The organism is Ignavibacteria bacterium (assembly GCA_016707005.1).
GTDB lineage: Bacteria > Bacteroidota > Ignavibacteria > Kapaibacteriales > Kapaibacteriaceae > UBA10438.
In genome coordinates this window covers 330,414-355,906 of sequence record JADJIQ010000001.1, presented here as the reverse complement: position 1 = coordinate 355,906, position 25,493 = coordinate 330,414, and the positions used below count along the sequence as shown (strand labels likewise).

Below are 25,493 nucleotides of genomic sequence, written 5' to 3'. Positions count from 1 at the left end.
TTGTTCCGTCATGCTCCGTGTGGGCCAGTACGAGGAAGGGGCGCCTTGTCCCTCACATACCTGTCTATCCACCAACGCATGTCGGCATTTGATTCGTTCCTTCTGCCTGCCAACACATGATCTGCATTATCGTACATGATCAGCTTATACGGCCTATGAAGCTTTTGCAGTTCGAGAGCAAGATACAGGGAATGTTCGGCGTCTACCCGCCTATCCCCCGTTCCATGCATCATGAGCAACGGAGTGGTAGGTGACATTCGTTCTGCCCACACCACTGCACTACGAAGTTCAGCTTCATACTGCTCGACACTTCCGGGCGGCAGATGTTTCAGCATCGTCTTACGAATGTAGGCCGAGTGTTCTACGGCATTGATCCGTGCCGGCGCTCCGAACGTGACCGCCGCCCGAAATCGTTCGGTCTGGGCAAGCATCATGTAGGCCATCATACCACCACGACTGCCACCGATGAGACCTAACCGGTCGCGGTCCACATAGGATAGTGAATCAAGCAACGGCAAGAGGTTCAGTGCATCACGAACATCACCGGCTCCCCATTCTTCCTGCAGTCCCTCTGACCCACCGAGAGCACGGTAGTTGGAGGCAACCACCACATAGCCCCATGAGGCGTAGAGTCCGATAAGGGGCATGGCTGTTTCCGGGGTTAGCGCTCCGCGCGGTCCGCTTCCACCTCGATTGAAGATGATGGCAGGATACGTGCTTTGGCCGCCAGGCGGAAGCGCAAGGAATCCTCGAATCTTCAGACCATCACTCGCATAGGTGATATCATGAAGCGTTACAGCCTCATACCGGGCGAGGTCCTCACCGTGCAAGGCTCTGCGAGCCATTGAAAGAGCACTTGGCGGAACAGCTATCGGTTCCGAATGAAGTAACGTACCGTCTACCATTCGATCTACCGAGTGCCGCGCGCGCGATACTTCTTCGCGAGTCGCTTGTGTCTGTTGTCGAGGTCGATCTCACGGCCATCAATGAACGCGGCAACAACGGAATTGCTCTTGCTGTCGAGCGCATCACCCCTGCTGATGAACAAGGTCGCACTCTTGCCAACCTCGATCGAACCATACTGAGCATCGATACCGAACATCTTTGCAGGGTAGATGGTGAGCCCCTTCACAGCATCTTCTTCTGATAGTCCAAAGGCACGTGCCGTGCCTGCATGGAACGGAAGATTGCGTTGTTGCCATGCGCCACTCTCTGAGAAGGCGAACATGATGCCGGCTTCAGCAAGGGTCTTTGCGAGGACAAATGGACTGTCATATCCATCTTCTTCTCTTCGAGGCAACGAATGAACGCGAGGGATGATGATGCCCATGCCTGAACGCTGCAACTGCGGGATCATACGAGGGGCATCTTCTGCACCGACAAGGATCACACGTACATTGAAGGCCCGTTGAAAATCAATTACGGCCTCGATCTGTCTGCGCGTGTTTGCCTCCACCATCACCGGTACGGTGTCTTCGAAAACAACACGCATGGCCTCGTAACGGATATCACGCAGCGATGTATCTACGCCCGCCCTTGCTGTTGCACTATAGGCTCGCGCACTTTCGAACAGATCATAGATGGATCGTACATTCTTCTCGATATCCTTGCGTTGCTCATCTGCTGTCTTGCGCATCCACCAAGCATTGGATATCTCCATTGATGGCCAGTTTAGGAGAAGTCCGGACACACGCTTCACAGCAAGATCCTCACGTGTCCAGCCATCGAGACGCATCATTGAGGATTGGCCCGAGATCGTTCCGCCCTGCGGACTTGAGTTCACAAGGAGGATGCCGTTGGAGCGAACAGTTGGGATGAGTTCACTGTCAGGGTTATAGGCGGTCTCTGCACGCGCATTGGGGTTGAATGACCCTACTTCACTCATGTCTCGTGTTGAGCGAACTGCATCGATCTCTGTCAATCCCAGGGTGGTCATGGGAGCGATAAAGCCCGGGTACACATGAGACCCCTTGCAATCAACCACACGTGCATTTGGTGGAGCCGGCGCAGCGGAGGAGACCGATGTGATGATGCCTTTGTCAAAGATGACCGTGGCATTCTTGATCGTTGGCCCTGTTGCTGTATGAACTACAGCATTGATTAGAGCGATGGTCTGTCGTTGCGGCGCACCGGGGATCTCATCACCGCAGAATGCGGACGTGGAGAAGATCAGAATGATGCTGGCGAGAAGGAGGTAACGATGCATATCACAAATCTACGGTCTAAAAACGAGTAACCCCCAGACGTCACCACTCGTCTAGGGGTACTCTTCATCTCACCTATCACACAGAGGTAATATAGGGAGTGATCTTCTTGAACACAATGACTTCACTGAATGCGATATACGGTCTTTTTCTCTTTGTAAATACAAGTATTCTCCCGATATTTGTCGCTCTCGGGGTGTAGCGTAGCCCGGTTATCGCGTCTGCTTTGGGAGCAGAAGGTCGCAGGTTCGAATCCTGCCACCCCGACGACGACAGTAAAAGCCCCCTTCGATCTTGTATCGGAGGGGGCTTGTTCGTTCAGCCATGTTGACTTACATACCGGCCATTTTCTTGAGATCCATGCGGGATGCGATCGACTTCAAGAACTCCGTGTTCGATTGGTTCGAACCTTCGATTTGAAGAAGGAACCGTCCGCCGAGACCATATGTAATGGTTGCGTTCTTATCCTGCTTGCCGAAACGCTCGTGGCCGTTAACGTATGGATCGTCGGTCTGGATCGTCTTCGACGACTCTGTTGCGTTGTCCACACTCCACTTGATGGCGAACATCATCGTGGCTCCTGCCCACATGTCGGTTGTTGCGTTGTAGTCCGTGATGGTCACCTTGATCGATGAACCATCATCCTTGCGGTATTCCTTTGAAGCTACGCTCCACGACATGCCCTGCATATCCATGGACTGGGTCTCGGGTTCTTCAGCCTTATACCCATCGATATCACCGGGAAGGAACTTTTTGATCTCGTCAGGAGCTAATGCAAGGGTGTCTCCCTTGGCTCGACGTTCTGCTTGACGTTTTGCGAGAACGTCCTGTGTCTTTTGGGCATCATCAGCCGACTCTGCGATGGACTTCATATTACTCATCGCTTCTGCGGCCTCGTCCACCTTCTCTCCACACGCAACAAGTATCAAGGCGGCAGCGCTGATCCCCATGATCGGTTTCAACAACTTCATGACAGTACCTTCAAAAAGTGAAACGCACGTCTATCACATGCAATATCGGACTTCCTCGGGAAGTCGGTAACTTTCAACACGAAAAAGCGACATACGGCAATCGTCTACTCCGGGTTTCAATATGCTCCTAATCCGTACTCTTCTTTCCCTGACACTGCTCGTTGGCTCCGTTGCTGCCTCTCTGGCTGCTATTAACGATCATGGGATGAGGGTTTTCCCAAGTGGGATCGCCGTGGGTCAGCAGGTCCCTGCCTCCATCACTGGGCATTCTGCTACGACCATCGTTATACGATACCTTGGGTATGAGTGCACACATTGTGTTCGGCAACTTATCTATCTCAACGAGCATCGTGCAGATCTGAAGAGACTGGGCATCACTGTTATCGCCACGAGCGAAGACCCGCAAGAACGTTGGTCGCAAATGGTCGAGAAAACCGGGATCGATCGTGAGGTCTTTCGTTATGTACCAGATACGGACGGAAGCATAGCACGCAGCCTTGGGGCACTCAGAATGATCGACGATACCCTGCGCGATCTGCATGCGGCACTTGTTGTAAAGAACAGTGTTGTTGCCTTCAGTGTCTACTCCACTGAACCATTTATGGAGATAGACCGCATTGTCTCCTATGCTGCACCGGAGCCGGTTCGAGTGGAAGCGTCAGTACACCTGCTGGATCGGTATTTGACGTCGACTCCGACCGTTACCGTGATCGCTTCCTCAGCTGACGGCATCAGAGATCCGCTTGATCTTGATTTCAACAGAACGGCATTGCACCCGAACGACCTCTGGGTGGTAACGGCAGAGAGTCGTGGCCATGCCATGACGATCATTCACAATGCAGGCACAAATCAACAAGCAGTGCGTCAAAAGAAGGACTCGCGCGCCAATCACTTCATGTGGCGGACGATGGGTATTGCCATGGGCACGAACGGCGCTTTTGGAACTGCCCAGAACGGTGAACCAGGAAGTGGTGATGCCAATTACATGTTCATGGGGCCAACTCTTTGGTCGAGCGACACCGCTGTATTCGCCTCTCGATATCAAGACGACAACACGAAACTAGCGTCACATCTCGACATGCTTCACCAGAGCCCGTGGGGCCTGGGAATCGCACACGATAGTGCAAACATCTTCTGGGTCCTAGATGCTCGCTACTCGGACATTTGCCGATATGATTTCCGAGATCCGCATGAAGTTGGAGGCACGGACCATCGTGACGGGATCATTCGTCGTTATTCAGACGTCAAGATCACTCCCGTGGAGCGTGGCAGACCGTCGCATGTTGCTCTCAACCGTGCAACCGGACTGTTGTACTACATCGATCCCGGCACTGCCACCGTCAGCACTCTCAATACGAGAAGTGGAGTTGTAGATCGCCCCCTCAAAGCTCCTCCGGAAAGTGATGAGAATTATGCAGAGTACACGGCCGTTGTTGGCGCTGATGTGAAGCAAGTGATCTCGAGCGGACTTCAGGAACCGGTTGGCATCGACGTTGTAGGTGATCGACTTCTCGTAGGAGATCGGGCCACCGGACTGATCCACATGTATGCCATTGATGGCGATACCGTACGTAAGCTTGGAACAATCACCACCGGAGCTTCACAACTTCTCGGCATTGTAGTTGGCCCCGATGGACGCATTTGGTTCGTTGACAAAGCAAAGGCGATGGTTGGTCGTTTGGACCTCTCCGTCGATAATTCTCTCGCCGCCGATGCAGCAACTCGCATCATCCGCAAGCAAGACAGTGTGACGTTCTTGTACACCAACGGATCCGCTGGTGGAAGGGATGTCCAGCTCGTTTATCGAATCAAACGTCATGCAGACGGGTCAACCACAGATTGGTCAACCCCAGTCACTCTGGAAGACATTGCAGCGAACACCACCGTCCCTGCAACATTCTCGATCTCGATCGAAGACAGCCTCTCACTCTGGAGTATTGAGTGCGCCGAGCTGATCTCTGGTGAACCAACCGGTCTCAAAGCCTCCACGATCCTTGTCCCGTTCAACGTCCGCAGAGCCATCGTGCAGGACGAACGAGTGGGCACCTACAACATAGCGGAAGCCATCAGTCAAACATCACGCACCGGTTACGTAGCATTCACGTCTGATGTGTTCAACGTTGTTGCTGACAGTCTTCATGTACTTAAGACCGTCCTCTGGAACAGCGGAAGTTTCGGTGAGATCGACATGGTGGACAACGCCATCACACTCTCGTTGTTGATGCGAAAGATCGAAGTGTTCTTGATCGCCGATGACCCCCTGCTTCTCAGAACCGATCTGCCGAACAGCATTGGCTTCTTCAATGCATTCGGATGTTCACTGCGCGGAGCAGACCAGGTGACGAATGACCTTGGCCAACGCGTCTTCCAAGGAGTGGTTGGAGATCCCGTAACTGCCGGTATGGTGGACATCGATCTCCAGCTCCCCCGTCTTGATCATCATCGTGGCGGAGACTACGTACCGAATGTCGTGTTCCGTCTCTCCCAACCTGGTTCTGTTGCAATGATGCTTCGTTCAAATGCCACCATCATCGGTAGTGTTCGCTACCAGCACTCCACCTATCGCAGCATCATTCTCGGTGTGAATGCATCTCGTTTCCTCGACGGTGTGCAACGCACAACAATTCTCGATAAGGGGCTTGTATGGCTCGAGGCCGCAGCTGAACCGGATACACTTCCGCCTGATCCAACCGATGTATCCGAAGATGTACCGTCCCAAATGAACCAGATCGCGATCGTCGTTGGAGCGAATCCTGTGGTGTCCACCACGTCATATCGACTGGTGGGTCAACCCGACGCAATAGCCATCCTGGAGCTCTATTCACTGTCAGGCCAACGCATGGCCACGGTCTATACCGGACCACTTGCAGATGGTGCTGGAACCCTTGATGTTTCGTACTTGCCTTCTGGTAGTTACTTTCTGGTGGTACGTGCCAATGACAATGTGGCTCACAAGACCATCATCGTGAAGTAAGGGGACAGTGGCAAAGGCAGCTAGTAAACAACGTAGGTCGGCAGCGGACGAACCAGAACACGTATTCGGACTGGACGTGGAGAAGGATCTTGCCTTTCTTATTGAAGAAGGCAAACTCCATCTCCAGCGTTTTAACGTGGATTTGGTCTCTCGTGCATTCCGATTCTGTGTAGAGGCACACAAGAAGGATCTTCGTGTCTCAGGCGAGCCATACTATACACATCCGGCGAATGTTGCTCTCATCGTGATGCGAGAGATCCCTCTCGACGATGTGAGCGTGGTAGCAGCCTTGCTTCATGATGTTGTTGAGGACACTACGTTCTCGCTTAAGGATCTCCGCGCGGAGTTCGGTGCGGAGGTAGCAGAGATCGTCGATGGAGCCACGAAGATCTCCGATGTGTTCAACAGCCGAGAGATCACACAGGCCGAGAACTATCGGAAGCTCCTCTTGTCGCTCGTAAACGACGTGCGAGTGATCCTTGTGAAGTTCGCGGACAGACTCCATAACATGCGCACCATCGACTCACTCTCTCGAGAACGTCAGGAGAGAATGGCGCGAGAGACGATGGAGATCTATGCCCCATTCGCACACAGATTTGGTCTGGGCAATATCAAATGGGAGCTCGAGGATCTGTCATTCAAGGTCTTGCATCGCGACGCTTATGACGATATCAAGAGACAGCTCAATACCTCGCGCGAAGAACGCGAAGAGTTCATCGAGCGATTCAGCAAGCCGATAGCCGAGCGCCTCACAGAACACAGCGTGAAGTTTGAGATCAACGGAAGGCCGAAGCATCTGTATTCCATCTATAAGAAGATGGTAACGCAGGGGAAGTCCCTTGACGAACTCTATGACCTTTTTGCCGTGCGGTTGATCCTGGACACCGACGAGAACAACGATTGTTTCCTCGCGTACGGGATCGTGAGTGAGATCTATCGCCCCGTTCCTGAACGCTTCAAGAACTACATCAGTGTGCCAAAGAAGAACGGCTATCAGTCGCTCCACACTACTGTTATCAGTGCCGACGGGAAACGCGTAGAGATCCAGATCCGCACGCGCGCCATGCACGATTTTGCTGAGCGCGGTGTTGCGGCTCACTTCCGGTACAAGGCCGAGACCGGTGGAACAGCATCGTGGGTAGATTCATCGGATCTCGAAGAATGGGCCAATTGGGTTCGTGATGTCTTTGAAAATGCCGGTGAGGAGGCTGCCAAGGAACTTCTCGAAAGCTTCAAGCTCAACCTTTATCAAGACGAGATCTACGTCTTTACGCCCAAGGGGGATCTCAGGATCCTTCCGAAGGGGGCTACCCCGATCGATTTCGCCTTCGACATCCACTCACAAGTTGGTGCAAAGTGCATCGGTGCAAAGGTCAATGGAAGGATCGTTCCGCTCGATCACACCTTGAATACCGGCGATCAAGTAGTGATCCTCACGTCGCGCAACCAAACTCCGCACCGGGATTGGGAGCGCATCGCCATCACGCACAAGGCAAAGACTCACATCCGCCGGATCCTCAATGACGAGCGCAGGGCTCGAGTGGCTGAAGGCAAAGAACTGTGGGAAAAGCGGGCAAAGAAGCTCAATCTCCACATCAACGAGGATGACCTCGAGAAGCTACTCCTGCAACTCAAGTATGATAGCCGATCTGACTTTTATGCAGCTCTCGGTTCCGGCACCATATCTCCCGAATCGGCCGGCGACCTGATCATAGAGCTCATTCAGCCAACCTCAAATGCGCCAAAAGAAGCCCCTTCCAATCTCACGTTTGAGCAGTACACGGACACAGCGCGGGACAATACCAACGGTGTGTACATCATTGGTCAGAACATCCCGAGCGCCAAGATCCTCTTTTCCTATGCCCGGTGTTGCAATCCCGTTCCGGGTGATGATGTGGTGGGGATCGTTACCATTGGCAGCGGGATCAAGGTGCACAGGGCTACGTGCCATAATGTTATCGACCTGCACGACAAGCTCAAACCGAGACTTGTGGCTCTTGATTGGGCAAAATCTCAACGAAGTGAATTCCTGGCCGCTGTGAAGATCACCGGGGATGACCGGCCCGGGATGCTCAATGATATCACCAGCGCTGTGATGTCCATCTCCAAGACCAATATCCGCGGTGTGAACATCGATGCCTATGATTCGATCTTCGAGGGCATTTTAACCGTCTATGTGACCGATCTGGACCATCTCAAGAAGATCTTCGACAAGCTCCATAAGATCAAGGGCGTCCAGACAGTGGAACGGTTTGAGGCATAGAGCTAAGGCACGCTTGGCTTCGTATATTTGGGGACGTCATTTTTGCTCCTAACCTTGGATAGCCGGCAGTGAGTCTCCAAGTCATCATGTTTACCGTATTCGCCATCGGCGCCGTTGCTTCAGCGGTGTTCACGATCACGCGAAAGAACCCCGTTGCCTCGGCCATGTCTTTGGTAGCGCATTTCTTCATGCTCACTGGTCTGTACCTGACGATGCAGGCGCAATTCGTTGCGGCTGTGCAGGTGCTGGTCTATGCCGGAGCGATCATGGTGCTCGTGGTCTTTGTGATCATGCTTCTGAATGTGGGCAAGGAACAACCGCATCCCGGTCGGAGCTCCTTACGCACAACCCTTGGATCACTCATGGCCCTCGTCTTGGCCGTGATGATCGGTATCGCCGTGATCGCACGTCCAACGGGCAAAATGGACCTGTCACCGAAGGCATTGGAGATCGGGACAACGGAGGCCATTGGCCAATCGCTCTTTACGACCTATCTCTTCCCGTTCGAAGCAGTATCGTTGCTTCTACTTGCGGCACTTATTGGTTCCGTGATCCTTGCCAAGCGCCATGTGAAAGAAGGCTGACCAGATGATACCAACCACGATCCCACTCGACTACTATCTTATTCTCTCCGCCGTTCTCTTTGTGATCGGTGTGGCAGGAGTAGTGACGCGACGCAACGCAATCATCATCTTCATGTCTCTGGAGCTTATGCTCAATGCCGTGAACCTGTCCATGGTGGCATTCTCGGCGTTCTCGGGTGACATTTCAGGACAGATGTTCGTGTTCTTCATCATGGCCGTTGCTGCAGCTGAAGCAGCCGTTGGCCTTGCCATCGTTCTGGCATTGTTCCGGAACAAACAAACAGTTTATGTCGACGAAATCAACATCATGAAGTGGTGACCCTATGAAGATCCTTGCCCTCGTCATCGCCTGTGTGGTAGGCATTACAGCCTGCTCGACCACTGAGCCCGTCGATACTGCCGCTGAGCAGCTAACGATGGATGAGCTCACAAAGACTCCTGGTTATTCGTGGTTCGTTGCCGAGATGCAGACGTTTACTCCGAACGCTACGGTAGTATCTGACATCTCTACGGCGATGTCTGCGCAGACAGACCGTAAGGTCTGCATCTTCGTAAAGCCAACATGCTCCTGTAGAGGCACTCAGCGCCTATTCCCTCAGGTCATGAAGACTCTTATCGAAGCCAATGTTGATATGAGTCGCGTTGAAGTATGGTCGATGCGGGCAGAAACAGATAAGCACCCGTACCAGTCAACGATCACGCTAACGGATCTTCCGGCTATCTACGTCCTCGACAAAGGCGTTGTGCGTGCTTCGGTGCGTGACAATGACTACACGGACACAAACGCTGATTCACTGATCGCCAACGCCGTCAAGTAGATTTTCTCTCGGTAACGAGGTTCAACGGGAACCTCTCAGGTAGTCGATGAGGTTTGTTTTCGAAGAATTCAGTCTTCGTTCACTCTTCTCATCACCACCAGAGAGGTTTTCGTGTTTAATGTCATATCCGCGTTCGCACTTGTTCTGTGCAGTGCGCTTGCAGTTTCGGCCCAGACGGCTAAGATCCAGATCATTCACAATGCAGCTGACCCAGCAGCAGCATCCGTTGACGTGTATGCGAACGGCGAGATCCTGATCAATGATTTCAAATTCCGCACAGCGTTCGGCTACGCGGATGTTCCGGCCGGCGTACCGATCACGGTTGCTATCGCCCCAGACACCAGCACAAGTGCTGCCTCCAAGATCTTCGATAAGACGTTCACACTTGAAGCAGGCCAAGTCTATGTTGCAGTTGCGAACGGTCTGTTGAAGCAGGACGGCTTCGCAACAAATGCTGATCCTAATGCAAAGCCACTAGCGTTTGACGTGTTTCCAGTAGGTGGGCGAACAGCAGCGAAAGAACCGGGAACCGTGGACCTCTTTGCGTGGCACGGTTCGACCGATGCTCCTGCGGTAGACGTTGTTGCCGGTGGTTCAAGACTCATTGAGGGCCTTTCCTATGGCTCTGCATCGGAATACTTGACGGTTCCGCCCGGTGTTTACGACTTGGGGATCGCACCGACCGGTGGCGTACCTATTGCAACATTCCGTGCCGATGTTTCAGCCCTAGGTGGTGCAGCCATCGTGGTTGTAGCTTCAGGCTTCCTTGACCCGGCAGCCAATGGTGGTGGACCAGCATTTGGATTGTTTGCTGTTGCCCCAACAGGCGGCGCTTTCATCGCATTGCCCAGCGTCCCTACCCCACCAATGGCACTTGTCCAGATCATCCATAACGCGGCAGACCCTGGTGCATCTGTTGTTGATGTGTGGGCCGGAACGAGCCGCCTCGTCAATGATCTTGCATTCCGCACGGCAACAGAGTTCTTGCTCGTACCTGCCGGAGTTAACATACCTATCGGTATCGCACCCGGAACCTCCGATACCTCGGCACAATCGCTCGCTACCTTCAACGTGAATCTCGCGCCAGGTCGGTACATCGTTACGGCGAGTGGACTTCTGGATACAACCGGATTTGCACCGAACGGTGACGCAAGTGCAGCTCCGCGGAGCTTCAGCCTATTCTCTGCCAGTGATGTACGCTCTACTTCGTCAGTAGCCGGGAACGTTGATATCCTCGTCTTCCACGGGGCTACAGATGCGCCAAAGGTTGATATTCTTGCCGGTGGCGCTCCGCTGATCCCTGGTCTGTCCTATGGGCAGTATGCGGAGTACAAGAGCGTGCCAGCGGGTTCGTACGTGATCGGCGTGGCTCCAGCCGGCGGTGCAGCGATCGCCTCGTTCACAGCCGATGTCTCCACTCTTGGAGGCCAGGCCATCTCCGTTTTCGCATCCGGATTCCTCGATCCAGGCGCTAACAAGGACGGAGCAGCGTTTGGTCTTTTCGCGGCACTTCCAAGTGGTGGTGCACTGATCCAACTCCCACCGGTCACCACGAGTGTTGACGAGGTCTCTTCCAGCATCTCAGAACTCAACGTTTCACCGAATCCCGTATCCGCTGAAGCACGTGTCTCGTACTCCATCGACCGCGATGCTATTGTTACCGCCCGACTCGTTGATGTAACGGGGGGCAGTGTTGCTGTTATCAACCTTGGCTTCGCAACATCAGGAAGCCATCAAGCATCCCTGGGTGTTCTCAATGTACCGAGCGGTCCATACTACCTTGTGATCGACGGTGGCTTTGGCACAGTTTCCACAATGGTCAACATTGTTCGGTAACTGATCTCTCTAGCCTCTCAACAAAAGAGCGCGTCACGATCTTCGTGGCGCGCTCTTATTGTTTACCTCAGTACAAATGAAAACACCCTCACACGCATAATGGCTTGAGGGTGTAATTGCTTGTACAAGCGGCGGGAGTCGAACCCGCACGGGTGTTGAGCCCGCCGGATTTTGAGTCCGGTGCGTCTGCCAGTTCCGCCACGCTTGCACGATGTGGGCGGTGAGGGATTTGAACCCCCGACCCTCTGCTTGTAAGGCAGATGCTCTGAACCAGCTGAGCTAACCGCCCTGGTGTGACGCACAAGATTACAAACTTACGAAATTGCTTCGACTCTACGAACTTCCGGAATATTCAATCGTATCGCCCGCTCAATTCCGGCCCTCAAGGTCATGGCAGACATGGAACATGTCTTGCACGCACCAAGGAAACGGAGCTCCAACACGCCCGTGGATTCCTCATAGCGTACGATCTCCACATCGCCGTTATCAACGATGAGGAAGGGGCGCACATCAACGAGCGCGGCCTCTATGCGAAGGCGCATAGTCTCGGTCATAGTGAGATCTCAACCGCTGAGTCTGTAGAACGCGCGTTTGCTCTGCGCGTTTCACGCACGATGTTCTCTGCAACCTGCCTGAATGCATCGCCAAGAGCTCCAGATTCCGGATCGAGAACGAATGGGAAGCCTTCATCAGCCCCTTCCCGAACGCGCACATCGATCGGGATCTCTCCCAAGAACGGCACATCGAATTCCTTTGCAACGGTCGTTCCCCCACCCTGGCCAAAGATGTGATACTTGCGATCGGGCATGTCAGGGGGCGTGAAATAGCTCATGTTCTCGATGATACCCAACACGTCAACGTTCACCTTGGTGAACATCTGGATGGAACGCCGAACATCTGCCAGTGCGATCTCCTGAGGAGTGGTGACAACAACTGCTCCTGTGAGAGGGATACGCTGCGTGAGCGTGAGTTGAATGTCCCCGGTACCTGGCGGGAGATCGAAGATGAGAAAGTCGAGCTCGCCCCAAACGATCTGTTCAACCAGCATCGTGAAGTACCCTGCAAGCATTGGTCCGCGAAGGATAGCTGCTTGATCTCGCTGCATCACGAAACCGATGGATGCTACCTTGACGCCATAGGCCTCATTTGGATACCCCGTGATCTTGCCATCAGCGGATTTTTCGGCTCGCATGGTCTGTGATGCAAGACCGTACATCGTTGGCTGAGACGGACCATAGATATCGGCATCTAAAAGTCCGACTGAGGCACCTCGTTGTGCGAGGGCCGCGGCCAAATTCGCGGCTACGGTAGATTTCCCCACTCCCCCTTTGCCGGAGGCAACGGCGATGAGATTCTTGATACCGGCGAGGGCCGGCGTCCTGCGCGTTGTTCCGCCCTTTTCACGAACAAGTACCTCAACGTCGGCATTCGGATAGCTTGCAAGTACCGTTGCCTTGCAATCATGATCCAGGCGCCGAGCAACCCAATGAAGGGGCTGTACTGCTTGAAGGAAGATGCGAACGCGATCTCCGGATATCTCTACGTCGTGGATGGCACCAAGCGCCCCCAGAGTCTGTCCGAGGTCCGGATCGATGACTGGTTCAAGAAGTGCGAGGATGTCGGATCTGGTCATGCACTGTAACATTTGTGAGTGGTGAGAACTCGAACAGCGAAAATACCGATCTCCGGTCGCCTAACAGCAATGAACAAACGAGACGGTATCCTTATCTTTAGCCCCTTACCGTAATTGGTACCCCCAAATTCGGACACTCACGTTTTCCAGTTTTCACTCTTGGAGTTTTACATGAAGCATGCTCTCCTCGTTGCGACGTTCGCCGCTTCCGCGGTGTTCAGTGTTGCACAGAAGCCAGCGGCTCAAATGGCCACAAAGGGCGATCGGATCCCAATGGCCCTATCTGCCTCGGATGTCTCGATGCAATCAGCTGGTAAGCCAGAAGAGCGCGGTCAAGGCATCTTGTTCACGCGCGTCTTCACAACCGATGTCCGCAGCCAGTTCCACTATTGGCCGTATGGGACATCGTCGAATGACATGTTCAAGTATGACGCAAAGTCCAACACTCTGAACATCGCTCGAAACAAGGCGAAGTTCGACGCATCCAATCAGATCAACGGTGTTGATATCGGTATCGTTCGTTCAGCGAACAACGGTTCAACCTGGTCATTCGATATCATTCAAAGCACGAACGACATCTTCTTCGGCATGCCGGTATTCGGCTGGGTTAATCCAGATGAAGGTACGGACCCATCGAAGTACCCTGTTATGATCTACGGTATCCGCTATCCAATGCCAGCCCTCAACTATGGCGGTCTTAGCATGTGGAACCGCACGTCTGCTGGTTCGTATGAGCTGCCATTGAATGACCAAACGCCTCCTGCAACGGGATATACGGTTCAGTTTGGTGATCTCTACGCAGACAATACAAGCGGCGCTATACATTGGGCTGGTACGCTTAATCCTGATGCCACTGTGCAATACGGCGCTTACGGATATTTCAACTTCAATCTCATTGTTGAAGACTTTGGTCAAACACCAACGATCCCGTCAGCGTGGGGAATGGATCACTGGGCACCAAGCACTGGTGGCCTCGGGTCTTCTTTCAACGCTCCAGTAGCCATCAAGGGTGATGCCGCTGGCACGATCTACGCCGCATTCAACAACCCTACTGCAGCTGAAGCAACTCGTAGCGTCCAAGTGATGAAGTCTACGGACCAAGGCGTTACGTGGGGCGCCGAAAACGTTATGCCTGTTAGCTTGCTTGATCAGTTTGCAGCTGCCAATGGCGGAGACATCGCTTTCCAGCCTGGCCTTACTCCATATCCAGGTGGCGACTTCCTTGTATTCGGAGCGGACGAGTATTCCGTGTTCTATCGTCTAGCAACTGGTATTCGTAGCACCACCGATCCAAACCAGATCGACACGATCCTCACATTCCACATTGTTGAGGCAAACTACAAGGCCGGCACGTGGACGTTGAACCCAGTTGCCGAATTGGCGACCTTGAACTTCCAAATGATCGAATTGCAAGATTCGATCGCAACGGCGATCGGTGCACCTGCAATTTCTGTTGACGATAATGGTCGCGGAGCTGAGATTCAGGCGGCGATCACTGCAGATGGCAACAACGTTGTTGTGAAGTGGGTTGATATCAACACTGATACTACCACCATCCACAGTTTTGCACCAATTCGCGTGTTCGACGAGCAAACGAACGGCACGTTCACGGAACTCGATCCTTTGTCGAGCATGTTCGACACAGATATCTTCCTTACGTCACGCCCGAAGGCTGGTGGTGCGTATGCAGACCGAACCAATCTCACGAACAACAGCGATATGGAGTTCCGCACGTATATGCCTGACGTAGTTCCAACTGTTGACAATGTTCCTATTCTGCGGATTATTGGAACGGGTACAGGTACCATTACGTCTCTCCTTCCAAAGTCGGTTGCACAGATGATCTGGAACGGTGGATCAAGCATCGACTTCGCCAGCTCCGGTGTAGTGAGTGTTGAGGACGAAAAGTCCTATTCGTTCCGTTTTGGTGCGATCGCTCCAAATCCTGTAATGTCAGCAGCTGAAGTCAGCTTCACACTCGACAAGGCAGCCACTGTTGGAATCGAAGTGTATGACATGCTCGGCAACCAACTCCAAAGCGTCGCTACACAGTCAATGACAGCTGGTATGCACGGTGTGAATGTCGACGCTACGGCATTCTCTGCTGGTACGTACCACGTTGCACTTGTTGTTGACGGCGTTCGCATCATGAAGCCATTCATCGTGGTTCGCTAAGCCGATCACTTTTCGAATTCGTATACTTGGGGGTGCTGGACGTTCTGTTCGGCGCCCCCTTCGTTTTTCTTGGAGTCCATCATGATCCGTCGGTACGCTCTTACGTTGCTCGCACTATTCCTCGTTGTCTTCCCCGGTGGTGCTCAGGAATGGCTCATGACCGTTCCTCAAAAAGCTGTCTTTTCTGTTGCATCAAATCCCCTGAATCGATCCTCTGTGCTTGCTGGCAATTATTCACGGGGCTTCTTAGCATCAACGGACGGCGGAGGAACATGGCAAGAACTTTCCGTCGGCGACCTTAGTGGTACTTCTCAGATCAGCACACTCCTCTACCATCCGAGAGACACAACGACACTCTTTGCAGGGGGCGTTGGATTCACCGGGCTTGACCGCTCAACTGATGCCGGGATGACGTGGGAGAACGTACTTAAGGACCCGGTTGGTTTCCGTTTTGAAGTCTCCTGCAATGGGAGTATTGCCTTCCATCCTGGACGCCCAGATACCATGTACGTCATTCGCTCTTCACCGGGAGTGATCTTCCGTAGTGTTAATCGTGGAGAGAATTGGGATTCGATCGGAGCGATCCCGGGCCTAACTGGAACCGATCGTATGCGTGCGCTTGCTATCTGCCCGGATGTAGATAGCGCTCATATCATGCTAGCCTGCGGAAGAAGATCAACGATCTACAGATCGTCAGACGGAGGCAGAACATGGGCAAGTAGTGGCTATGCATTTGGCGGACAACCGGATACCGATGGTTCTCAGATCCGCTGGAGCCCAACAACACCCGGCAAGGTCTATGCTACGGCGCAATTCTCACTTATTCAGAATACCGGCAACGGTGGCCTCCACGTGAGCGAAGATTATGGTCTCACGTGGAAGGTGATGAAGTTTCAGGATACTTCGCTCTATGCGCTTGAAGTCTTTCCTACCAAGAGTGGAGATGAGATCTTTGTTGGTGGTTCACAACTTTCAACATCTAATCCGGCACTCAAAGGCGACTCCATTGTCTACAGGTCACCGGATGGCGGCACCACTTGGCAGGATCTCAGCAATGTTTCTTGGACGGAAAATGAACTCGGTGAGTCGGTTGCCAATGTTTGGGGGTTTGCTCTCGTGAATGTTGATGGACACAGTGAAGTGTTGATGGCCACTGAGGTTGGTGCATACCGCTCAACGGCAGTAACATCCGTCAATGAGATCCGTCGTTTTGCAGGAGAGATCGATCTTCGTTCTACGGGAAACAATGTCCTCGTTACGATGCCAGAATCCGTGAACACCGGCACCTACGCAATCACAACCGTCCTTGGTCAGCTTGTCTCCACCGGCACCCTTAGCGGCGGCGGCATCCAACGCATCGACCTTTCTGGATATCCAACAGCCCCCTACCTAATACGCGTAGTGGCAGGTGATCGCGTTGGTGCAATGATCACCATCCGTTAAGCCTCTTCATATCACCACATGAAAAAGCTCATCGTTCTCTGCATTGTCTGCTTGTCCATCCTCCCTGTCTCAGGCCAGAGTTGGAAGCTGGTCAATCCGAAACTCTCCTTCACCATTCTCTTTAATGCTCAGAATGCAACGTCGATCTGGGCCGGGAACTGGGCCAATCAAATGTACCGTTCGTTCGACGGTGGTTCATCGTGGGAGTTGGTAGAGATCGGTAGTACAGATGTACCGAACTTCATCTCGTCCGGAGCTCGATCCACACTCGACACGAACGTGATGATCGTTGGTGGATTTGGATTCGACGGCGTTCGCAGAACATCCGATGCTGGAGTTACCTGGAAGCGCGTGCTCACGGATGCGCGAAGGGCACTTATGTACTACATTTCCGAAGCGCTCATTGAGGACACCCGGGTTCCTGGCACGTTCTATGGTGCGCGGGGCACAACGAATAATGGGATCTGGAAAAGCGTAGACAATGGCGCCACGTGGGATAGTATCTCGGTTGTGCCATCGCAAATCACAAGAGGACTCTGCACGATCGCTCAACGCGCCGATAGCAACAACATTCTCTTCGTTGGATGTAAAGGGGGCGTGATAGCCCGTTCTGATGACCAAGGCCGAACGTGGCGTCGGGTACCGGTCTTGAGAGGCGATCTCTCCATTAGCGGTGATGCAGAGATACCAAAGATCGTTTTCTCACGTCGCGTCCCAACTACTGGCTATGCCGTTGTAGCGATCACCGCGCCGGATTCCATTCGAGATAACGGTGGACTGCTCAAGACCGTTGACGGCGGAGCCACATGGGATAGAATAGCGTTCTCAGACACGAGTCTTTGGTCTGTTGCCGTCCGTGATGGTGGAGATGGGAAGGACGACATCTTTCTCGGAGGATTTCGCACCAGCAATCTTCCAACATCGATCATCGGTGATGGCCTTGTCTTCAGGTCATCTAATGGTGGTGATTCCTGGCAACGCTTCGATGACATTCAATGGGGCGTGAATGAGCGCGAAGACACGATACGCAACGTGTGGTCTCTTCACATCAACCCAACGACCAACAAGGTCTATATGGCCGCGGAAACGGGTACCTTCATCTTCGATGAAGCAACGTCTGTATCGGAGTCATTAGCCCCTTCATCACATGCCACTCTCCAATGTGCGGTAACCAATACCGAACTCATTGTGCGCGATCTCGATCCTGACGATGCGCCTTCAACCTGGTCGATCTATTCCATGCAAGGGATCCTCGTGAACCAAGGTTCGGTCCTCGATGCGCATGAACAGCACATCACTACTTCGTCACTCCCAGCAGGTCAGTATCTCCTGACCTGGGGCACCACGCAACGATTCAGAACCGCACTCTTTATCGTACGTCGCTAGAATCAAGAGTGATCGAGTTCGTCAGCTCGCCCAAACCGTCGATGGCGCACGTGACAACATCACCGGGTTTGAGCCACCATGCCGGGTCGTAGACCTTGGACCCATTGAGTTCCAAGAAACAACCTGTACCACACGTCCCGCTGCCGATCACATCCCCCGGATAGAGGGTTACGCCATAACTGGCGCGTTCAATAATCTGGGCAAACGTCCAGGACATGTCCTTCACGTTACCTGAGGAGACCTGTGTGCCGTTCACCAATGTGGACATCGGCAGATCATACTGATTGCCATTTGGCGTAGAGATCGTTCGATCAGCTAGTTCGTCCGAGGTAACCAGCCATGGACCTATGGAGGTTGCAAAGTCCTTGCCCTTTGCTGGACCGAGGTTGAGCATCATCTCCTTCATTTGCAGCGTGCGGGCGCTCCAGTCGTTCATGACCATCAGACCGGCGATGTAGGAATCAGCATCAACGGCCTTGATATTCCGTCCTTGCTTCCCGATCACGATCGCACACTCAAGTTCAAAGTCAAGTTTATCACAATGCAGTTCTTGCACGTGGATCTCTCCCGGACCGAACACCGCTTGGTGATTGGTGAAGTAGAAGATCGGGATCTCATCGAACTCCGGGATCATCTCCACGCCGCGATTACGCCTTGCTGCTTCAACATGCTGACGGAAGGCATATCCGTCGCGCATCGATGTGGGATGTGGTACAGGGGCACAGAGCGCTGTCCCTTCTACCGGTACAGAAACTCCGTGCTGTTCCGATGCCTCTGCCGATGAGAACCAGGAGATCAGTGACTGAACGTCAGAAATCGCTGATTGTCCGAGGCGAAGGAAGGCATTCATCTCTGCAGGCAATGCGGAACATTGCAACTCCACACCTTTGGAAGCAGCATGAGCACGTTCTAGATCCATGATACGATCACCAACGATCACACCTGTGCGTTCAGTGGCATTCGAGAGGTAGGTTACGAGTTTCATAGGTGCGGGAGTTACGGAGTTACGGAGTTACGGGGTTACGGGGTTACGGGGTTACAGAGTTACGGGGTTACGGGGTTACGGGGTTACGGGGTTACGGGCCACAAAATAAAACAGAAGGTCGAGCCGAGGCTCAACCTTCTGTTGGATCATTGCTTGAGGAGTGAGATCAGCGACCGAGTGCGTGGCGCAAAGAGAGAGTGCCAACGGTTCCGAAGCCGATGAGGAACATCAGTTGGAACGGAATTGCAGCGATCTCGAGGTAGCTGATGGAGGTTACGATACCAAAGACGAAGTAGGCAGCGAGACCAAGTTCTACCATCACGATCCAACCGATCTTGCGCTGGACGTAGCGCTTCTTCTTCCATTGGTCATTGTTCTGCTCGATGGCGTACTTCGGTGTGCGCTTGAACTCCGTCTTCTTTCCGATGATCGCTTCGAACACAGCACGTGTGTTGTTGACAGCAAGGCCCATCGAGCCGGCCATGAATACCGGGAAGAGCAGAAGGCGGCGTTGCCAATCGAGGTGAATAGCGCGCTGGGCGTACATGTAGAACAGGAACGACGAAATGCTTGCAAGGACGAAGATGGACATGAAGCTGAAGAAGGCATCATATCCGCCAACTTCGTTCTTGATGATCACGATCGGTACGTTCAGGAATGCTACAAGCATGATGAACGGAAACACGATGTTACTTGTCAGGTGCACTGTGCATTCAAGCTTGTGCTTGAGCGAGAGACCACTCTTCCATACCGAAGGAAGAAGTTTCTTCGCTGTCTCAACGGCTCCCTTGGTCCAGCGAAACTGTTGTGTCTTGAGCGAGTTGATATCGGCAGGAAGTTCTGCTGGTGACGTTACGTCATTCAGAAAGACGAAGCGCCAGCCGCGAAGTTGAGCGCGGTAGGAAAGGTCAAGGTCTTCAGCGAGCGTATCGCTGTGCCAGTTCCCTGCATCTTCGATCGTCTTCTTGCGCCATACGCCGGCTGTGCCGTTGAAGTTGATGAAGAAGCCGGCCTTGTGACGGATCTGCTGCTCGATCACGAAGTGACCGTCTAGGGCAAGTGCCTGTGCGCGGGTAAGGAAGGAGTAGTCTTCGTTGAGATGTTCCCAACGTGTCTGCACCATGCCCACCTTTTCATCTGCGAAGTATGGAACCGTCTTGATGAGGAAGTCAGGGTGCGGGACGAAGTCTGCGTCGAAGATGGCAACGAATTCACCGCGGGCCATGGCAAGACCCTCTTTGAGAGCTCCGGCCTTGTAGCCTTGACGGTTCGTGCGATGGATATGCTTGATATCGAAGCCTTCCGTGCGGAAGCGTTCAACGAGGGCAAGCGAGAGGTCCACTGTTTCATCCGTGGAGTCATCGAGAAGTTGGATCTCGAGCTTGTCCTTCGGATAGTCAATGAGGCAAACGGCCTCAACAAGTCTGTCCACCACATACAACTCGTTATAGAACGGCAGTTGGATGGTGACGATAGGCAGGTCTTCCCGAGAATGGGTCGGGGCTTCGTGCGTAACCTTCTGCGTCTTGTGATAGTAGTAGATCATCACCAGGCCATGAAGACCGAAGGCGAAGAGGACACAGAGAGAGAGAAAGTACGCACCGAGAAGCAGATCTTCCATGGCGTGACCAGACCTAAGAAAGTGAAGAGAACAGAACGTTCGGGTTCGGTTCGTTCACCAGTCGGAGACAACGGCCAGAAGCATGTCATCTGCGATACGTCGGAGGGCGCGTTCGGCTGCTTGCCGTCTTCCCTCTGTTGCATCTGCTACATCGTAGACGTCGAAGTTCTCGAACGTCCGCTTCCACACCACCTTGTTCTTGACGGCATCGAAGTACTCCGCTTCTACTGCCACCACGATACGACGCTGGTTCTCAAGATCCCCCGATTGAACCGTTGCGATCTGATCCTGAACCCTGACGAGTACAGGAGAGAGACGCGCGTCGCCATTGTCTTCCACCAGTTGAACGGTGTTGTCGCTCCGGAACCTGCGAACAAGCGTCTCCGTGCAGAACTCTCGGAAGGTAGGGTCACCGAAACCGCTTCGGTCAATGACCGATGCAACAGACATCGTCTGGATATGTTCCGGAACCGACCCGCCACGAAAGGAGTAACACGCGGTTACGAACGCCGCAAGTACAACCAAAGCAACAGACAAAAGTAGTTTGCGGACGATGTGGCTCGCATGAAGGTTGTGTGAAACGTTTTTCATTCAGCATTCTCCCCAACGAATGGGTTGTCCCGGCGCTCGTAACCGATGGTTGTTGTAGGTCCATGACCCGGAAAGACGATCATCTCGTCAGGCAGCTCAAAAAGCCTTGTCCGTATGGACTCAAGCAAGGTAGCACCGCTTCCGCCAGGGAGGTCCACTCGTCCAACACTGCCTTGGAAAAGTGTATCTCCGGCAAAACAAAACCGCGAGGTATCGTCCACAAAACAGATCCCACCTTCGGTATGACCCGGAGTGTGGATAAATCGTAAGGGGGCTTGCCCGCCCCCTACCTCAATGATGCCCGATTCACCATCCACGATAGTGGCGTTAACCACCGGGGGGATGGTGAATGGTAATGGCCAGATCGAATGTGCCATCGGATCGGTAAGACGGTACTGGTCGGCGGCGTGCACCACCACCCTAGCCCCTGTTGCTGCCGCGAGGGACGCACAGTCGGCCGTATGGTCCCAATGGGTGTGGGTGAGCAGGATGTCCGTGATGGCGCAGCCCTGACGTTGGGCTTCCTCCATAACAGGTTCCGTGCATCCATACGGGGTGTCCACCACGTAGGCACTCGCCGACGTTAGGTCGCAGACCAGATACGACATGGTGGCAACAGGGCCACATTCGAAGGCGTGAACAATTGGCATACGTCGAAACTACGACGGGTTGAGAGAATCGTTATCTTTGCCCATCTCGACAACAGGAGTTGTGATGATCCTCGACTATTTGCCGCTCATGATCATGATCGTTCTCGGTCTGATCTTCGGCGTGATGAACATTTTGATCGCAGAGAACGTTGGTCCGCGGAAAAGTACGCGTGCGAAACTCTCTACGTATGAGTCCGGTATGGAACCGGTGAAGACAGCCCGAGAGCGCTTCACCGTAAAGTTCTATCTCGTTGCCATGATGTTCATTCTCTTTGACATCGAGATCGTGTTCATGTATCCGTGGGCCGTGCAGTTCCGTGAGCTTGGATATTACGGTCTTGCCGCTATGGTGCTGTTCATGGTCTTGTTGTTCAGCGGTTATCTCTACGTCATCAAGAAAGGTGCTCTCCGATGGGATTGAACGAACAGATCGCTCGTGACGGATTCGTCACAACAACTGTTGACTCGCTGATCACCTGGGCTCAAAAGAATTCCTTGTGGCCGATGCCAATGGGGATTTCTTGCTGTGCGATTGAGATGATGGCCTTTGGGGGTCCGCGAGCTGACTCTTCTCGCTTTGGGTCTGAACGATTCTCGTTCTCACCGCGCCAAGCAGATCTTATGATCGTAGCCGGTACGGTTACGTACAAGATGTCTTGGGTCGTAAAGAAGATCTGGGACCAGATGCCCGATCCAAAGTGGTGCATCGCAATGGGTGTATGCACGTCCACTGGCGGCATGTTCCGCTCCTATCCTGTTGTGCAAGGGATCGATCAATTCCTCCCGGTTGATGCCTACGTATCGGGATGTCCGCCACGTCCAGAAGCACTGATGAATGCATTGTTGTTCATCCAGGACAAGGTTGCACAGTCAAAACCGCAGCTTCTGAATCTTGGCAAGGATACTGGCGACATTCGCCGTTCTGACCTTATCGTAACACCGTAATGGTGATAGCCGGGATCATGACGGGCACGTCGGTCGATGCGATCGATATGGCAGTCTGTGAAATTTCAAACAAGGGAGACCGCCACGTGGTCTCCCTTCGTTCGTTTGTGACACGCCCCTTCTCCGATGACACACGAGACCTCATCATGAAGGCACTGTCCGGCCGTGCGACCATGGAGGAACTCTGCGACCTTCCGTTCTCCCTCGCTCGCGAGTATGCAGAGGTGGTCGGAGAAAACACCTCAGCAACACCTCTCGACGCTGTGGCTATCCACGGGCAAACGCTCTGGCACCATCCGCCGGTATCCACCTGGCAAGCAGCATCCGGACCGGCACTCGCTGCATTGGTGTCCGTTCCTGTGATCCATGATTTCCGTTCCGCCGATATCGCCCTCGGTGGGCAAGGGGCTCCTCTCGTCCCGATCTTCGATGCCGCAACGTTGATTCACCCATCCGTCCACCGTGTTGCCCTTAACCTCGGCGGCATGGCCAACATTACCATCTTACCGTGTGGTGCTTCTCAGAGCGACGTTTGGGCCTTTGATACGGGTCCTGGCAACGTGTGGATCGACACAGGGATCAGGTCCACATTCGGAAAACGTTATGACACGGATGGTCATATCGGTAGAGCAGGCCGGGTGATTCCGCCTATGTTCCAAGAATGCACGTCCTTCCCCTACTATGCGCAAGACCCGCCTAAATCCACCGGACGGGAGTTGTTCTCGGAGGCAGAGGCACGTCGACTCATCACAAAATACTCTCACCCCTCAAGCCCCTTAGAGGATGTTGTTACCACAATGACCGAGGTAACCGCATGGTCTGTTGCTGATCATGTTAAGCGGTATGCACCATTAACAACGGAGATCATCGTATCAGGAGGGGGCTCGCAGAACTCCTATCTCTTGGAACGAATCGGAACGTTGGTGGAGGCGAACGGTATGAAGGTCACGATCGCTGTTCATGAGCATTGGGATGCAAAGGAGGCAATGGCCTTTGCCTATCTGGGGTGGTTGACCCTCAATGACCAAACCGGCAATCTCCCAAGAGTGACCGGAGCGAGCCGAGCAGTTATCCTTGGAAGTATCGCTAAGGTTTGAAAAAACACGTGAACTCTCGGCTACTCAGCGGTGTTTCGTAATTTTGTCTTCTCACGATATTTACACGCAAGGCTTTTAGCATGTTCACGCTCCAGCTCACAGAGACCCACGAAATGATCCGCGACACAGCGCGCCAGTTTGCGCGTGATGAGGTTGCTCCAACGTCCATTGAGCGTGACAAAAACGGAGTGTTCCCAACGGAGATCGTGAAGAAGCTTGGCGAACTGGGCTTTCTTGGAATGATGGTCTCTCCTGAATGGGGCGGATCTGGACTAGATGCCTTCAGCTACGTCTTGGCCATGGAAGAGATATCAGCCGTGGACGCGTCCGTGGGTGTTGTCATGTCGGTGAACAACTCTCTTGTTTGCTGGGGACTTGAGACCTACGGTTCCGATGCCCAAAAAGAGAAGTGGCTTCGCCCCCTAGCAACAGGTCAAGTTCACGGAGCATTCTGCCTCTCCGAACCGGAAGCCGGCTCGGATGCAACTTCTCAGCATACGTCGGCTGAAAAAGTCGATGGTGGCTGGGTTCTCAATGGCACAAAGAATTGGATCACCAACGGAACTACGGCAGGCACCTACCTCGTCATGGCGCAGACCAATCGTGAGCTGCGTCATCGCGGGATCTCCTGCTTCATTATCCCGCGCGACACCCCAGGATTTGAGCCAGGTCTCAAGGAAGACAAACTTGGTATTCGTTCGAGCGATACCTGCTCCATTGGGCTTACCAATGTCTTCGTTCCGGATGAACAAGTACTAGGAGAAGTAGGACAGGGCTTTAAGATCGCAATGGAGTCCCTCAATGGGGGTCGTATCGGTATCGCAGCGCAAGCACTCGGCATTGCAAAGGGGTCATTCGACGCAGCATTGCTCTATTCAACACAGCGTAAAGCATTCGGCAAGCCGATCGCCGACCTCCAAGCGATCCAGCTGAAGCTTGCAGACATGGCAACACGACTTGAAGCATCACGCATGCTTGTCTATCGCGCCGCCTACATGAAGGATCAGCACCAGAACTACATCAAGGCCGCCGCACAGGCAAAACTCATGGCCTCACAGACCGCAGTGTACAATGCTCTTGAAGCCATTCAGGTCCACGGCGGCTATGGCTACGTTCGTGAGTACCTCGTTGAACGCTACCTCCGAGATGCCAAGATCACGGAGATCTATGAAGGCACGAGTGAGATCCAACACATTGTGATCGCTCGTGAGCTGATGAAGGAAGTCAGTTAGATTGTTAGAGTGTTAGAGTGTTAGATTGTTAGAGTTAATCTAGCACTCTAGCACTCTAGCACTCTAACAATCTAGCATTCTAACA

General features: G+C 53.3%; 22 protein-coding genes and 3 tRNA genes. 14 read left to right on the top strand and 11 right to left on the bottom strand.

What is annotated here, in order from left to right; translation table 11 throughout:
• Positions 1 to 8: 8 nt before the first annotated feature.
• Together IPI29_01570 and IPI29_01565 are read right to left on the bottom strand one after the other, a co-directional pair.
• Entirely contained in the window at positions 9 to 905 is an 897-nt protein-coding gene (locus tag IPI29_01570; protein ID MBK7411228.1) for a prolyl oligopeptidase family serine peptidase, read from the bottom strand.
• A gap of 5 nt (positions 906 to 910) precedes the next feature.
• Entirely contained in the window at positions 911 to 2,206 is a 1,296-nt protein-coding gene (locus tag IPI29_01565; protein MBK7411227.1) for an amidohydrolase family protein, read from the bottom strand.
• 190 nt (positions 2,207 to 2,396) lie between these two features.
• Here IPI29_01565 and IPI29_01560 point away from each other — a divergent pair.
• Positions 2,397 to 2,471, top strand: a tRNA-Pro gene (locus tag IPI29_01560).
• Positions 2,472 to 2,536: 65 nt separating this feature from the next.
• Here the strand turns inward: IPI29_01560 and IPI29_01555 are convergent.
• Positions 2,537 to 3,175, bottom strand: coding sequence for a hypothetical protein (locus IPI29_01555; GenBank protein ID MBK7411226.1), 639 nt, complete (start codon positions 3,173 to 3,175; stop codon positions 2,537 to 2,539).
• Between the two features lie 121 nt (positions 3,176 to 3,296).
• Between IPI29_01555 and IPI29_01550 the strand changes: the two genes are divergently transcribed.
• The 6 genes from IPI29_01550 to IPI29_01525 all read left to right on the top strand — a co-directional run bounded on the left by IPI29_01550 (position 3,297) and on the right by IPI29_01525 (position 11,650).
• Complete coding sequence (locus IPI29_01550) at positions 3,297 to 6,149, top strand: T9SS type A sorting domain-containing protein (protein ID MBK7411225.1); 2,853 nt, start codon at positions 3,297 to 3,299, stop codon at positions 6,147 to 6,149.
• A 70-nt stretch (positions 6,150 to 6,219) separates the two neighbouring features.
• A complete protein-coding gene (locus IPI29_01545; GenBank protein ID MBK7411224.1) occupies positions 6,220 to 8,412 on the top strand; it encodes a bifunctional (p)ppGpp synthetase/guanosine-3',5'-bis(diphosphate) 3'-pyrophosphohydrolase in 2,193 nt (730 codons plus the stop codon).
• A gap of 68 nt (positions 8,413 to 8,480) precedes the next feature.
• On the top strand, positions 8,481 to 8,996 hold the full coding sequence (locus tag IPI29_01540) for an NADH-quinone oxidoreductase subunit J (GenBank protein MBK7411223.1): 516 nt from the start codon (positions 8,481 to 8,483) through the stop codon (positions 8,994 to 8,996).
• A gap of 19 nt (positions 8,997 to 9,015) precedes the next feature.
• A complete protein-coding gene (gene nuoK / locus IPI29_01535) occupies positions 9,016 to 9,315 on the top strand; it encodes an NADH-quinone oxidoreductase subunit NuoK (protein ID MBK7411222.1) in 300 nt (99 codons plus the stop codon).
• A gap of 4 nt (positions 9,316 to 9,319) precedes the next feature.
• Positions 9,320 to 9,814 carry a hypothetical protein gene (locus IPI29_01530; protein MBK7411221.1) on the top strand — a complete coding sequence of 165 codons (495 nt, stop codon included), beginning with the start codon at positions 9,320 to 9,322 and terminating at the stop codon, positions 9,812 to 9,814.
• Positions 9,815 to 9,925: 111 nt separating this feature from the next.
• Positions 9,926 to 11,650: a DUF4397 domain-containing protein gene (locus IPI29_01525; GenBank protein ID MBK7411220.1), complete on the top strand. Its 1,725-nt coding sequence runs from the start codon at positions 9,926 to 9,928 to the stop codon at positions 11,648 to 11,650.
• Between the two features lie 123 nt (positions 11,651 to 11,773).
• On the opposite strand, the gene IPI29_01520 is transcribed toward IPI29_01525, so the two are convergent.
• From IPI29_01520 to IPI29_01505, 4 genes are all read right to left on the bottom strand, one after another.
• A tRNA-Leu gene (locus IPI29_01520) sits at positions 11,774 to 11,858 on the bottom strand.
• Positions 11,859 to 11,864: 6 nt separating this feature from the next.
• Positions 11,865 to 11,939, bottom strand: a tRNA-Val gene (locus IPI29_01515).
• Between the two features lie 25 nt (positions 11,940 to 11,964).
• Positions 11,965 to 12,204 carry a NifU family protein gene (locus IPI29_01510; protein ID MBK7411219.1) on the bottom strand — a complete coding sequence of 80 codons (240 nt, stop codon included), beginning with the start codon at positions 12,202 to 12,204 and terminating at the stop codon, positions 11,965 to 11,967.
• Complete coding sequence (locus tag IPI29_01505) at positions 12,201 to 13,283, bottom strand: Mrp/NBP35 family ATP-binding protein (GenBank protein MBK7411218.1); 1,083 nt, start codon at positions 13,281 to 13,283, stop codon at positions 12,201 to 12,203. The genes IPI29_01510 and IPI29_01505 overlap by 4 nt, the downstream gene beginning before the upstream one ends.
• A 171-nt stretch (positions 13,284 to 13,454) precedes the next feature.
• Between IPI29_01505 and IPI29_01500 the strand changes: the two genes are divergently transcribed.
• From IPI29_01500 to IPI29_01490, 3 genes are all read left to right on the top strand, one after another.
• Positions 13,455 to 15,458 (top strand): T9SS type A sorting domain-containing protein, encoded by a 2,004-nt coding sequence (locus IPI29_01500; protein ID MBK7411217.1) that lies wholly within the window; start codon positions 13,455 to 13,457, stop codon positions 15,456 to 15,458.
• Positions 15,459 to 15,539: 81 nt separating this feature from the next.
• Positions 15,540 to 16,901, top strand: a complete 1,362-nt coding sequence (locus IPI29_01495; protein ID MBK7411216.1) for a hypothetical protein — start codon at positions 15,540 to 15,542, stop codon at positions 16,899 to 16,901.
• A gap of 18 nt (positions 16,902 to 16,919) precedes the next feature.
• Positions 16,920 to 18,287 (top strand): hypothetical protein, encoded by a 1,368-nt coding sequence (locus IPI29_01490; GenBank protein MBK7411215.1) that lies wholly within the window; start codon positions 16,920 to 16,922, stop codon positions 18,285 to 18,287.
• Here IPI29_01490 and IPI29_01485 read toward each other — a convergent pair.
• The 4 genes from IPI29_01485 to IPI29_01470 form a co-directional block, all read right to left on the bottom strand.
• Complete coding sequence (locus IPI29_01485) at positions 18,271 to 19,272, bottom strand: fumarylacetoacetate hydrolase family protein (protein ID MBK7411214.1); 1,002 nt, start codon at positions 19,270 to 19,272, stop codon at positions 18,271 to 18,273. The two genes, IPI29_01490 and IPI29_01485, sit on opposite strands and share 17 nt — an antisense overlap.
• 166 nt (positions 19,273 to 19,438) lie before the next feature.
• A complete protein-coding gene (locus IPI29_01480) occupies positions 19,439 to 20,893 on the bottom strand; it encodes a glycosyltransferase (protein ID MBK7411213.1) in 1,455 nt (484 codons plus the stop codon).
• 54 nt (positions 20,894 to 20,947) lie between these two features.
• A complete protein-coding gene (locus IPI29_01475; protein MBK7411212.1) occupies positions 20,948 to 21,484 on the bottom strand; it encodes a hypothetical protein in 537 nt (178 codons plus the stop codon).
• Positions 21,481 to 22,134 (bottom strand): MBL fold metallo-hydrolase, encoded by a 654-nt coding sequence (locus IPI29_01470; GenBank protein ID MBK7411211.1) that lies wholly within the window; start codon positions 22,132 to 22,134, stop codon positions 21,481 to 21,483. The genes IPI29_01475 and IPI29_01470 overlap by 4 nt, the downstream gene beginning before the upstream one ends.
• Before the next feature lie 64 nt (positions 22,135 to 22,198).
• Between IPI29_01470 and IPI29_01465 the strand changes: the two genes are divergently transcribed.
• The 4 genes from IPI29_01465 (at position 22,199) to IPI29_01450 (ending at position 25,408) form a co-directional block, all read left to right on the top strand.
• Positions 22,199 to 22,555 (top strand): NADH-quinone oxidoreductase subunit A, encoded by a 357-nt coding sequence (locus tag IPI29_01465; protein ID MBK7411210.1) that lies wholly within the window; start codon positions 22,199 to 22,201, stop codon positions 22,553 to 22,555.
• Positions 22,546 to 23,079, top strand: a complete 534-nt coding sequence (nuoB, locus tag IPI29_01460) for an NADH-quinone oxidoreductase subunit NuoB (GenBank protein MBK7411209.1) — start codon at positions 22,546 to 22,548, stop codon at positions 23,077 to 23,079. The genes IPI29_01465 and nuoB overlap by 10 nt, the downstream gene beginning before the upstream one ends.
• The gene (locus IPI29_01455; protein MBK7411208.1) at positions 23,079 to 24,176 is read left to right on the top strand and encodes an anhydro-N-acetylmuramic acid kinase; all 1,098 of its coding nucleotides are present in this window, start codon (positions 23,079 to 23,081) and stop codon (positions 24,174 to 24,176) included. The genes nuoB and IPI29_01455 overlap by 1 nt, the downstream gene beginning before the upstream one ends.
• A gap of 80 nt (positions 24,177 to 24,256) precedes the next feature.
• Positions 24,257 to 25,408: an acyl-CoA dehydrogenase gene (locus tag IPI29_01450; protein ID MBK7411207.1), complete on the top strand. Its 1,152-nt coding sequence runs from the start codon at positions 24,257 to 24,259 to the stop codon at positions 25,406 to 25,408.
• Positions 25,409 to 25,493: the final 85 nt, after the last annotated feature.